General features: G+C 64.8%; 8 protein-coding genes. 6 read left to right on the forward strand and 2 right to left on the reverse strand.

Annotation, left to right across the window (positions count from 1 at the left end; genetic code table 11):
• Position 1: 1 nt before the first annotated feature.
• On the reverse strand, positions 2-1,945 hold the full coding sequence (locus K410_RS0129435) for a PrkA family serine protein kinase (RefSeq protein WP_028138205.1): 1,944 nt from the start codon (positions 1,943-1,945) through the stop codon (positions 2-4).
• A gap of 793 nt (positions 1,946-2,738) precedes the next feature.
• Here K410_RS0129435 and K410_RS0129440 point away from each other — a divergent pair.
• The 6 genes from K410_RS0129440 to K410_RS0129465 are packed head-to-tail and all read left to right on the forward strand — an operon-like array spanning position 2,739 to position 10,239.
• The gene (locus tag K410_RS0129440) at positions 2,739-5,588 is read left to right on the forward strand and encodes a bifunctional transaldolase/phosoglucose isomerase (protein WP_028138206.1); all 2,850 of its coding nucleotides are present in this window, start codon (positions 2,739-2,741) and stop codon (positions 5,586-5,588) included.
• Positions 5,589-5,600: 12 nt separating this feature from the next.
• Positions 5,601-6,596: a phosphogluconate dehydrogenase (NAD(+)-dependent, decarboxylating) gene (gene gnd / locus K410_RS0129445; RefSeq protein ID WP_028138207.1), complete on the forward strand. Its 996-nt coding sequence runs from the start codon at positions 5,601-5,603 to the stop codon at positions 6,594-6,596.
• Positions 6,597-6,623: 27 nt separating this feature from the next.
• Entirely contained in the window at positions 6,624-8,135 is a 1,512-nt protein-coding gene (gene zwf / locus K410_RS0129450; protein ID WP_028138208.1) for a glucose-6-phosphate dehydrogenase, read from the forward strand.
• Positions 8,135-8,884, forward strand: a complete 750-nt coding sequence (gene pgl / locus K410_RS0129455) for a 6-phosphogluconolactonase (protein ID WP_028138209.1) — start codon at positions 8,135-8,137, stop codon at positions 8,882-8,884. The genes zwf and pgl overlap by 1 nt, the downstream gene beginning before the upstream one ends.
• A complete protein-coding gene (locus K410_RS0129460; protein ID WP_155253742.1) occupies positions 8,871-9,401 on the forward strand; it encodes a gluconokinase in 531 nt (176 codons plus the stop codon). The genes pgl and K410_RS0129460 overlap by 14 nt, the downstream gene beginning before the upstream one ends.
• Positions 9,402-9,426: 25 nt before the next feature.
• Positions 9,427-10,239: a Cof-type HAD-IIB family hydrolase gene (locus K410_RS0129465; protein WP_028138211.1), complete on the forward strand. Its 813-nt coding sequence runs from the start codon at positions 9,427-9,429 to the stop codon at positions 10,237-10,239.
• 82 nt (positions 10,240-10,321) lie between these two features.
• On the opposite strand, the gene K410_RS0129470 is transcribed toward K410_RS0129465, so the two are convergent.
• The gene (locus K410_RS0129470) at positions 10,322-12,121 is read right to left on the reverse strand and encodes a glycoside hydrolase family 15 protein (RefSeq protein ID WP_028138212.1); all 1,800 of its coding nucleotides are present in this window, start codon (positions 12,119-12,121) and stop codon (positions 10,322-10,324) included.
• Between the last annotated feature and the right edge of the window lie 22 nt (positions 12,122-12,143).

Consider the following 12,143-nt stretch of genomic DNA (forward strand, 5'->3'; position numbering starts at 1 on the left):
CTCAACCGGCCTGCTTCACGCGCATGTACCATTCGACGAGCCGGCGAACCTGACGCTCAGTGTAGCCACGCTCCACCATGCGCGCGACGAACTCGCCATGCTTCTTCTCCGTCTCGCCGTCCTTCTTCGACCCGAAGGAGATGACCGGAAGCAGGTCCTCGACCTGGGAGAATATCCGCTTTTCGATCACATCGCGAATCTTCTCGTAGGAGGTCCAGGCCGGATTCTTGCCGCCGTTCTGGGCCCGCGACCGTAACGAGAATTTGACGACCTCGTTGCGGAAGTCCTTGGGGTTGGCGATGCCCGCCGGCTTCTCGATTTTCGTCAGCTCCTGGTTCAAAAGCTCGCGATCGAGCAGCTGGCCGGTGTCGGGATCCTTGAAGTCCTGGTCTTCGATCCAGGCGTCGGCATAGTCGACGTAGCGATCGAACAGGTTCTGGCCGTAATCCGAGTAGGATTCCAGATAGGCCTTCTGGATCTCGTTGCCGATGAACTCGGCATAACGCGGCGCCAGATCCGCCTTGATGAATTCAAGATAGCGCTTCTCGACTTCCTCCGGCAGCTGCTCCCTACGGATCGCCTGCTCCAGCGCGTACATCAGATGCACCGCGTCGGCTGCAACCTCCTGCGGATCGTGGTTGAAGGTCGCAGCCAGGATCTTGAAGGCGAAGCGGGTGGAAACGCCGTCCATGCCCTCGTCGACACCGGCGGCATCGCGATATTCCTGGACGCTGCGCGCCTTCGGATCGGATTCCTTCAGGCTCTCGCCGTCGTAGACCCGCATCTTGCCGAACAGGGTGGAATTCTCGTGCTTGCGCAGGCGCGACATCACCGAGAACCGCGCCAGCGTCTCCAGCGTCGAGGGCGCGCACGGCGCCGCGGCGAGCTCGGAGCCCTGGATCAGCTTCTCGTAGATCTTCTGCTCTTCGGTGACGCGCAGGCAGTACGGCACCTTGATCACGCAGATGCGGTCGATGAAGGCCTCGTTGTTCTTGTTCGCCTTGAAGCTCGCCCACTCGGCCTCGTTGGAGTGCGCCAGGATCACGCCGGTGAACGGGATCGCGCCGATATTCTCGGTGCCGATGTAATTGCCTTCCTGCGTCGCGGTGAGCAGCGGATGCAGCATCTTGATCGGCGCCTTGAACATCTCGACGAACTCGAGCACGCCCTGGTTGGCGCGGTTGAGGCCGCCGGAATAGCTGTAGGCGTCGGGATCGTTCTGGGCGTAGGTCTCGAGCTTGCGGATGTCGACCTTGCCGACCAGCGAGGAGATGTCCTGGTTGTTCTCGTCGCCGGGCTCGGTCTTGGCGATCGCGATCTGGCGCAGCCGCGACGGCTGGATCTTGGCGACCCGGAACTGGGAGATGTCGCCGCCGAAGGCTTCCAGCCGCTTGTAGCACCACGGGCTCATCAAACCGGTGAGACGCCGGCGCGGAATGCCGTATTTCTCTTCCAGCATCGGGCCGAGCTGATCGGGATCGAACAGGCTGAGCGGGCTCTCGAACACCGGGGAGAGTTCATCGCCGGCCTTGAGCACGTAGATCGGATGCACTTCCATCAGCGACTTCAGCCGCTCGGCCAGCGAAGACTTGCCGCCGCCGACCGGCCCGAGCAAATAGAGGATCTGCTTGCGCTCCTCGAGGCCCTGCGCCGCATGACGGAAGAAACCAACGATGCGCTCGATGGTTTCTTCCATGCCGTAGAAGCCGGCGAAGGCCGGATAGGTCCGGATCGTGCGGTTCAAAAAAATACGGCCAAGGCGTGGGTCCTTGGCCGTGTCAATCGTCTGAGGCTCACCGATCGCCGCTAGTAGTCGTTCGGCCGCGTTCGCGTATTTCATGGGATCGCTTCGACACGATTCCAGATATTCTGCCATCGACATGTCGTGCTGGCTTCTCGCCTCGAACGACCGAGCGAAAGCGTTGAATAGAGAATCGTTGTACATGATCCCTCTCCGCGTGAGTTCCGCTACAAGCTGAAACGAAAGCAGTTACCGGACCGTTCCTCAGGCCGTTTCGAATCAGCGTGAGCACATGACGATCATTGGACACCCGGGTGCCGACACGACGCAACGCACAACGTAGGCACTCGTTGAGTTACGAACAGGCACCTGCCCGTATTTTGTGCGAATCTCCATCTATATTGGCTCATTTCCAGAAAATGTCACTTGGTCGCAACATCCGGGCCTTACCGGGGATGCGTTCATCCGGCGTTGCAGCATAGCGAGCCGCCAGCGGCGATCTTATGACGCTTGTACGGCGAAGCCTTGAGCGCAGCCTCGAGAGCCGCGTTCATCTTCCTGCTGCAATGCGGTGCACAGTGCGCGTCGCCACGCAGCACTGTATCAAATCGACTGCCAAGCCGTCCGACCGGATGGACGCTCCGATCGTTCTGCGCGGGTCAAGTTGAGGGATACGGCGGAATGGCCGCTTCAAGTCGAGCGTCGGCGTCAGCGCGATCATCTCGTGCCCGCGGCGCAGTTCAGCAGAAATTTCGGCAACCAAATTCAGGGCGAACCGACGTTGCTCAACTGGCCTCGGCCGAGCTTTCGGCCGAAGGCTTTTTACGCAACAGGACTACTGTCGCCGGGATCGCCATGATCGCGACGGAGTTACACCGGAGGGTAGGACGCCTGTACCCTTGATTGGTTCCCTCCCGGGAGCATGTAAGCTAGAGGATAGCGCGTCAGGACTGGCGCGGAAACCCCTCGCCCGCAGGCTTGGAGATAAATAAGCATCATGAATCCCGTCAAAGAACTGGAAAAGCACGGACAAGCGGTCTGGCTGGACTTCCTGGCCCGTGGCTTCATCGCCAAGGGCGACCTGAAGCGGCTGATCGACACCGACGGCGTCAAGGGCGTCACCTCCAATCCCTCGATCTTCGAGAAGGCGATCGGCAGCTCGGACGAATACGATGCCCCGATCGGCAAGGCACTGAAGCGCGGCGACCGGACCGTGGCCGATTTGTTCGAGACCATCGCGGTCGAGGACATCCAGAACGCCGCCGACGTGCTCCGCCCGGTCTATGACCGCCTCAAGGGAGGCGACGGCTATGTCAGCCTGGAGGTCTCGCCCTATCTCGCCATGGACACATCGGGCACCGTCGCCGAAGCGCGGCGGCTGTGGAAGGACGTTGACCGCAAGAACCTGATGGTGAAGGTGCCGGCGACGCCCGAGGGCCTGCCGGCGATCGAGACGCTGATTGGCGAGGGCATCAGCATCAACATCACGCTGCTGTTCTCCAGGGCGGTCTACCTCCAGGTGGCCGAAGCCTACATCGCCGGGCTCGAGAAATACGTCGCCGGCGGCGGCGACCCCGCTTATGTCGCGAGCGTCGCAAGCTTCTTCGTCAGCCGTATCGATTCCGTGGTCGACAAGCAGCTCGACGACAAGATCGCCCGCGCCAACGACCCGTCAGAGAAGGAGCGGCTCGCCGCACTGAAGGGCAAGGTCGCGATCGCCAACGCCAAGGTCGCCTACCAGGACTACAAGCGCCTGTTCGCAGGTCCCCGCTGGGACAAGCTCGCCGCCAAGGGCGCCAAGCCGCAGCGCATGCTGTGGGCCTCGACCGGCACCAAGAACAAGGATTACAGCGACGTCCTTTATGTCGAGGAGCTGATCGGCCCGGACACCATCAACACGGTGCCGCCGGCGACGCTGGACGCGTTCCGTGACCACGGCAAGCCGCGCGACAGCCTGGAAGAGAACGTCGATGACGCCAGGCGTGTGCTGGAGGAGCTGGAGCGCTCCGGCATCTCGCTCGACGCCATCACCGAGGAGCTGGTCAAGGACGGCGTCAAGCTGTTCGCGGACGCCGCCGACAAGCTCTACGGCGCGGTCGCTCACAAGCGCGCCACCGTGCTCGCCCCCGCACTCGATCGGCAGCTTCTCTCGCTTGGCGATGGCCTCGGCAAGGCCGTGGCCAAGAGCACGGAAGAATGGCGCGCGTCCGCCAAGATCCGCAGGCTGTGGCAGCGCGAGAAGTCGGTCTGGACCGGCACTGATGAGGACAAATGGCTCGGCTGGCTCGACAGCCCCGCCAAGGCCGACGTCGCCGATTACGAGGATTATGCGGGCCGCGTGAAGGGTCAGAAATTCTCCGACGCCGTCGTGCTCGGCATGGGCGGATCGAGCCTCGGTCCCGAGGTGCTGGCCGAGACCTTCGGCAAGAAGCCCGGCTTCCCGAAGCTGCATGTGCTGGATTCGACCGACCCGGCCGAGGTGCGCGCGATGGAGGCGAAGATCGACATCGCCAACACCGTGTTCATCGTGTCGAGCAAGTCCGGCGGCACCACCGAGCCGAATGCGATGAAGGATTATTTCCACGCGCAGGTTGCCAAGGCGGTGGGTGCGAAGGTGAAGACCGGCCATCGCTTCATCGCGGTGACCGATCCCGGCTCGTCGCTGGAGACGGCGGCGAAGAAGCTGAACTATGCCCGCATCTTCCACGGCGAGCCCTCGATCGGCGGCCGCTATTCGGTGCTCTCGCCGTTCGGCCTGGTGCCGGCGGCCACCGCCGGCATCGACGTCAAGACCTTCGTCAAGCATGCGCTCTCGATGGCCCGCTCCTGCGGCCCGGACGTGCCGCCGAGTGAAAACCCGGGCGTGCAGCTCGGCCTCGCCATGGGCCTTGCCGGCCTCGAAGGCCGCGACAAGGTGACGATCCTGGCCTCGAACAAGATCGCCGATTTCGGCGCCTGGGCCGAGCAGCTCATCGCGGAATCGACCGGCAAGGAAGGCAAGGGCCTGATCCCGATCGAGGGCGAGCCGCTGGGCGACCCTTCCGTTTACGGCAACGACCGCTTCTTCATCGACATCCGCGTCGAGGGCGAAGCGGACGCCGCCCACGATTCCAAGCTCGCCGCCATCGAAGCGGCCGGCCATCCCGTAGTGCGCATCGTCATGAAGTCGATCGACCATCTCGGCCAGGAGTTCTTCCGCTTCGAGATGGCCACCGCCGTGGCGGGCTCGATCCTCGGCATCAACCCGTTCGACCAGCCGGACGTGGAAGCGGCCAAGATCAAGACCCGTGAGCTCACTGCCGCGTTCGAGAAGACCGGCGCGCTGCCGGAGGAGCAGCCGGTGATCAGCACCGATGAGGCCGATCTCTACACCGACGAGGCCAACGCCACGGCGCTACGCGCCGCCGGCGCCAACGGCGATCTCAGCTCCTGGCTGAAGGCGCATCTGTCGCGATCCAGCGACGGCGACTACGTCGCGCTGCTCGGCTACATCGCGCGCGACAAGGCGACGATCGACGCGCTGCAGGCGATGCGGCTGGAGGTGCGCGAGAAGCGGCATGTCGCGACCTGCGCCGAGTTCGGGCCGCGCTTCCTGCACTCGACCGGACAGGCCTACAAGGGCGGGCCCGACAGCGGCGTGTTCCTCCAGATCACCGCCGACGACGCCAGGGATCTCAAGGTGCCCGGACACAAGGCAAGCTTCGGCGTGATCAAGGCGGCCCAGGCGCGCGGCGATTTCGACGTGCTGACCGAACGCGGGAGGCGCGCGCTCCGCGTGCACCTGAAGGGCGGACTCACGAAGGGCCTCGCCGCGCTCAATGCAGCCCTCAACGACGCGCTCACTTAAGGAATATTGCCAATGCAACTCGGCATGATCGGCCTCGGCCGGATGGGCGGCAACATCGTTCGCCGCCTGATGCGCCAGGGACATTCGACCGTGGTCTACGACAAGGACGCCAAGGCGGTCGCGGGCCTTGCCGCCGACGGCGCGGTCGGCTCCGCCTCGCTCGAGGACTTCATCTCGAAGCTGGAGCGGCCGCGCACGGCCTGGGTGATGCTGCCGGCCGGCCACATCACGGAGACGACGATCGACACGATAGCCGGCGTGATGCAGGAAGGCGACGTCATCATCGACGGCGGCAACACCTTCTGGCAGGACGACGTCCGCCGCGGCAAGGCGCTGAAGGCCCGCGGCATCCACTATGTCGACGTCGGCACCTCGGGCGGCGTCTGGGGTCTCGACCGCGGCTATTGCATGATGATCGGCGGCGAGAAGACCGTGGTTGACCGGCTCGCTCCGATCTTCGCCGCGCTCGCGCCCGGTGCCGGCGACATTCCGCGCACGGAGGGGCGCGAGGGCCGCGATCCCCGCATCGAGCAGGGCTATATCCACGCCGGCCCCGTCGGCGCCGGCCATTTCGTCAAGATGATCCACAACGGCATCGAATACGGCCTGATGCAGGCCTATGCCGAAGGCTTCGACATCCTCAAGAACGCCAACATCGAGGCCCTGCCGGCGGATCACCGCTACGATTTCGATCTCGCCGACATCGCGGAAGTGTGGCGGCGCGGCAGCGTGATCCCGTCATGGCTGCTCGACCTCACCGCCACGGCACTCGCCGACAGCCCGCAGCTCACGGAATATTCCGGCTACGTCGAGGATTCCGGCGAAGGCCGCTGGACCGTGAATGCCGCGATCGACGAGGCCGTACCGGCCGAAGTGCTGACCGCCGCCCTCTACACACGTTTCCGTTCCCGTCGGGAACACACATTCGCCGAGAAAATTCTCTCCGCGATGCGCGCGGGGTTCGGCGGCCACAAGGAGCCGAAGCAGCCGGGCACCAAGCCGAGATAAGACGTAACAAGCGAAGGCCCATCATTCGTGACAAAAGATCCGCAGCCAAAGCGCAAGCCTGAGAATTGCGCCTTCGTCATCTTTGGCGTGACCGGCGACCTCACCCATCGGCTGGTGATGCCGTCGCTCTACAATCTCGCCGCCGAGAACCTGTTGCCGGAAAAGTTCTGCGTCGTCGGCGTCGGCCGCAAGAGCCAGTCGGATGACGAGCTGCGCCACAGCCTGATGAAGGGCTTGCGCGAGTTCGCGACGCGGCCGGTCGACGACGACGTCGCAACACAGCTGCTGCAATGCGTCACCTTCGTCGAGGCCGATCCGAAGGACCCGCCGTCGTTCGACCGCCTGCGCGCGCATCTGGACTCGCTGGAATGCTCGCAAGGCACCGGCGGCAACCGCCTGTTCTACCTTGCCACGCCGCCTGCCGCGTTCGCGCCGACCGCGCGCGAGCTCGGTCGCACGGGTCTGATGAAGGAGAACGGCGCCTGGCGGCGGCTGGTGATCGAGAAGCCGTTCGGCACCGACCTCGCCTCGGCGCGCGCGCTCAACGCCGAGCTCCTGAAGATCATGGAGGAGCACCAGATCTACCGGATCGATCATTATCTCGGCAAGGAGACGGTGCAGAACATCCTGGTGCTGCGCTTTGCCAACGGCATGTTCGAGCCGATCTGGAATCGCAACCACATCGACCACATCCAGATCACGGTGGAGGAGAAGCTCGGCGTCGGCCATCGCGGCGGCTTCTACGATTCGACCGGCGCGCTCCGCGACATGGTGCCGAACCATCTGTTCCAGCTGATGTCGCTGGTCGCGATGGAGCCGCCGGCGCGTTTCGATGCGCATTCCGTGCGCTCCGAGAAGGCCGAGGTGCTCACCTCGATTCAGCGGCCGAGCCGGGAAGAAGCCTTGAGGAATTCGGTGCGTGCGCAATACCTCGCCGGGCAGATCGGCGACGAGGAGATCCCGGACTACCGCAAGACCGAGGAGGTCAAGCCCGGCAGCACCACCGAGACCTATGTCGCGCTGAAGCTGATGATCGACAATTGGCGTTGGGCCGGCGTGCCGTTTTACTTGCGCACCGGCAAGGCGCTGGCGCACAAGCGCACGGAAGTGGCGATCAAGTTCAAGCAGGCGCCGCTGTCGATGTTCTCGGGGACGGCGATTGATCGTCTGTCGCAGAACTTCCTCACCATCGGCATCGCGCCGACCGAGACCATCGAGCTGCAGTTCAACGCCAAGATCCCGGGGCCGAGCGTCACCATCGACGGTGTCGAGATGAAGTTTCGCTATGGCGACTATTTCCGGGCCGATCCCTCGACCGGCTATGAGACGCTGATCTACGACTGCATGATCGGCGACAACATCCTGTTCCAGCGCGCCGATGGCATCGAGGCCGGATGGCAGGCGGTGCAGCCGTTCCTGGACGCCTGGAAAAGCGCGGGCACCAACGGCATCGAGACCTATGAAGCCGGCAGCGAGGGGCCGAAATGCGCCGACGAGCTGCTGCGGCGCGACGGGCGAAGCTGGCGGAAGTTCTCGTGATGGCCGCGGCGGGCCAGCCGAAGCTGATCGTGGAGGCCGACGCCGAGGCCCTCGCCCGCGCCGCGGCCGAGCGGGTGATGGCGCGGATCGCGGCCAATCCCGGCCGCATCGCGATCTGCCTGACCGGCGGCTCCAGCCCGAAGAAGCTCTATCAATTGCTCGGCAGCGAGGCTTGGCGAGGCAGGATCCCGTGGCAGCGTGTGCATTGGTTCATCGGCGACGAGCGCTTCGTCCCCGCGAGCGATCCCCTCAACAACATGGCGGTCGCGCGCGCGACGTTCCTCGACCGCAATGCAGCCTTGAGCCACATTCACCCGATTCCGACCGCGACCGAGACTCCTGAGCAGAGCGCCGACGCCTATGCGCGCGAGCTGCAAGCCTTCTACAGCTCCGACCACCTCGATCCCTCGCGGCCGCTGTTCGATTTGGTCCTGATGGGCGCAGGACCGGACGGCCACACCGCTTCGCTGTTTCCCGGCTTCCCCGAAATCGAGGAGACCGAGCGCTGGGTCGTTGGGGTGCCCCGGGCCAATGTCGCGCCTTTCGTGCCGCGGGTCTCGCTCACCCTGCCCGCTTTGGCGTCCTGCCACGAAATGCTGTTCGAGATTGCCGGGCACGACAAGCAGCCGATCTTGACGCGCCTCCTCAATGGCGAGACTTTGCCGGCCTTGCGCGCGCGCTCGGCTGGCGAGACCGTCTGGCTGGTCGATAGGACCGCGCTTCCGGAGGGCATTCGTGGGCCGCGTTGAAGCACCTTGTGCGTTGATCGTGATGGGCGTGTCGGGGTCGGGCAAGAGCACGATCGCCGAAGCGCTCGGCCAGCGGCTCGGCTGGCGCTTCGAGGACGGCGACAGCTTCCATCCCGCCAGCAATGTCGAGAAGATGCGGGCCGGCCACCCGCTCACCGACGAGGACCGCTGGCCCTGGCTCAATGCCATCGCCGACGAGATCGGGCGGGTCTGCGGACGCGGCGAGCACATCATCATCGCCTGCTCGGCGCTGAAGCACGCCTACCGCGACGTGCTGCTGCGCCGCCGCGACGATGTCCGTTTCGTGTTCCTGAAAGGTACAAGGGAGCTGATCGCCGAGCGGCTCGCGCACCGCAAAGGCCACTTCATGCCGCCCGGGCTGCTGGCGAGCCAGTTCGAGACGCTGGAGCCGCCGGAGGCGGGCGAGCACGTCATCACCGTCTCGATCGACGAAACCGTCGAGGCGATCGTGGACGGCATCGTCCGGCAACTCAAACTGGGCGGCACGAACCGCTGAGGCGCGAGCAACGTGAGGTCCTGTCATGACGCAAATCTCACTCGTGGTGTCCGACGTCGACGGCACGCTGCTGACCAAGGACAAGACGCTGACGGGCCGCGCGAAGAGTGCGGTGCAGCGGCTGCACAGGGCCGGCATCGGCTTCACCATCACGTCCAGCCGTCCCGCGATCGGCATGCGCTTCTTGATCGAGCCGCTGGCGCTCTGGCTTCCGGTCGGCCCTTTCAACGGCTCCTCGATCGTCGATCCGGAGATGCGCCCGGTCGAGCAGCATCTCATTCCGGCCGGCGCCGCCGAGCGCGCCTTGCAGATCCTTCGCGAATTCGGCGCCGACATCTGGCTGTTCACCACCGACGAATGGCTGATCGACAATCCAAGCGGACAATACGTTGCGCATGAGCGGCACACGATCCGCTCGGACCCGACCGTCGTGACGGATTTTTCGCCCTATCTCGCCAGCGCCTGCAAGATCGTCGGCGCCAGCGCCGATGCCGCCGGCCTCGCGGCTTGCGAGAAGGCGATGCAGCAGGCGCTCGGCAGCGAAGCCAACGCGGTGCGTTCACAGACCTATTATCTCGACATCACCCCGCCCGGCTTTGACAAGGGCACGTTCGTCGCGGCGATGGCCAGGCGCCTCGGCATTGCGACCGCTGCCGTCGCCACCATCGGCGACATGCAGAACGACCTTGCGATGTTCGCCGTCAGCGGCACCTCGATCGCGATGGGCAACGCCGCCGACAACGTCAAGGACCAGGCCACCCACGTCACCGCGAGCAACGAGCAGGATGGGTTTGCGGAGGCGATGGAGATGATCTTGAAGCTGAACGGGGCGGGCTGAGCCTTGTCGCCAGTTCGAGCAGAGCGCTCGCTGTTCACCTCTCCCCAGCGGGGAGAGGTGAGGAAACCTCTGCCGCGCCGATTCACTTCGACCGCTGCATCGCCGGCTTCTCGCTCTTCTGCCTTGCCGCGGACAGATTCTGCGCGGTGTTGACCAGCGCGATGTGGGTCAGCGCCTGCGGGAAATTTCCGGTCTGGCGCCGGGCGACTGAATCGTATTCCTCAGCGAGCAGACCGAGGTCGTTGGCGATGCTCGCCACGCGATCGAGCAGGGCTTGCGCCTTGTCGAGATCGCCCGCCAGCACATGGGCATCGGCCAGCCACAATGTGCAGGCCAGGAACGCGCCTTCGAGCGGCGGCTGCCCTGCGGGCAATTCGCGCGGATCGTGCCGCAGCACGAAGCCGTCGCGCATCAGGCATTTCTCGACCGCCGCGATGGTGCCGCGAATACGCGGATCTTCCGCCGGCAGAAAACCGACACACGGCAGCAGCAGCACGCTGGCATCGAGCAGCTTCGAGCCATAGGATTCGACGAAGGCGTTCTCCTCCGCGTCAAATCCCCTGCGGCAGACGTCGCGATGAATCGCCTCGCGCAAGGTGCGCCAGTGCAACAGTGGCGCCTTGAAGCCGAAGGTCTCCGCGCTCTTGATGCCGCGGTCGAACGCGACCCAGGTCATGACCTTGGAGAAGACGTAGTGCTTCGGCTCGCCGCGCCGCTCCCAGATGCCGTGATCGGGCCGGTCCCAGACTTCGGCGAGATGATTGAGCACCGCGCATTCCAGCGCCCAGGTCTCCTCGTCGAGCTGGAGCTTGGCCATGCGGGACTGGTGGAAGGCGTCGATCAGCTCGCCGTAGACGTCGAGCTGGAGCTGCGCATGCGCCGCGTTGCCGACGCGCACCGGCTTTGCGCCCTCATAGCCGTCGAGCCAGCCGGCCTCCCATTCCAGGAGCCGGCGCTGACCCCAGATGCCGTACATGATCTGCATGTTCGCCGGCGAGCCGGCGGCGGCGCGCAGCAGCCAATTGTGCCAGGCCAGGGCTTCCTGGGTGTAGCCCGAGTTCATCAGCGCCAGCAGCGTGAAGGTGGCATCGCGCAGCCAGCAGAAGCGGTAATCCCAGTTCCTGCTGCCGCCGAGCTTCTCCGGCAACGACGTGGTCGGCGCCGCGACGATGCCGCCGGTCGGGGCGAAGGTCAGCGCCTTCAGCGTGATCAGCGAGCGCATGATGAGATCGCGATACTCGCCGTCGCGGGTGCAATGGCTGCACCAATCCCGCCAGAATGTCTCGGTCTCCTGAAGCGCAATTTCCGGATCGATCGGCGCGGGCGGCGGCAGATGCGAGGGGCCATAGGTCAGCACGAAGGGTACGGTCTCGCCCGCGCTCACCTCGAAGTCGGAGACCGTGGTCAGATCCTCGCCGCGGATCTTGACCGGCGTGCGCAGCACCGTCATGTCCTGGCCGGCGATGGCCATCAGGGAATGGTCGATCCGCCGCACCCAGGGAATATCGACGCCGAAGCCAAAACGGATGACGAGCTCCATCCGCATCTTTACCGTGCCCTTGATGCCGCGCACCAGCCGCACGACGTCGGACGCCTTGCCGCGCGGCGGCATGAAGTCGACCAGCGCAATGGTGCCGCTCTTCGTCTCGAAACACGTTTCGAGGATGAGGGTGTCGCCGAGATAGCGTCGCGATATCCCCGTGACGTCGCCGCTCGGTGCGATCAGCCAGCGGCCGTTCTTGTGGGTGCCGAGGATGGCGGCAAAGCACGCGTCGGAATCGAAGGCCGGCCAGCACAGCCAATCGATCGAGCCGTTGCGCCCGACCAGCGCCGCGGTCTCGCAATCGCCGATCAGCGCGTAGTCCTCGATTCTCTGAGACAATGTCGTGCGAGCCTGAGACGCC

Source organism: Bradyrhizobium sp. 22, from assembly GCF_000482425.1.
Classification (GTDB): Bacteria; Pseudomonadota; Alphaproteobacteria; order Rhizobiales; family Xanthobacteraceae; genus Bradyrhizobium; species Bradyrhizobium japonicum_B.

Coding starts and splice junctions, on each gene's coding strand:
- K410_RS0129435 (WP_028138205.1), bottom strand. CDS start 1,945: ATGTACAACGATTCTCTATTCAACGCTTTCGCTCGGTCGTTCGAGGCG.
- K410_RS0129440 (WP_028138206.1), top strand. CDS start 2,739: ATGAATCCCGTCAAAGAACTGGAAAAGCACGGACAAGCGGTCTGGCTG.
- gnd (WP_028138207.1), top strand. CDS start 5,601: ATGCAACTCGGCATGATCGGCCTCGGCCGGATGGGCGGCAACATCGTT.
- pgl (WP_028138209.1), top strand. CDS start 8,135: ATGGCCGCGGCGGGCCAGCCGAAGCTGATCGTGGAGGCCGACGCCGAG.
- K410_RS0129465 (WP_028138211.1), top strand. CDS start 9,427: ATGACGCAAATCTCACTCGTGGTGTCCGACGTCGACGGCACGCTGCTG.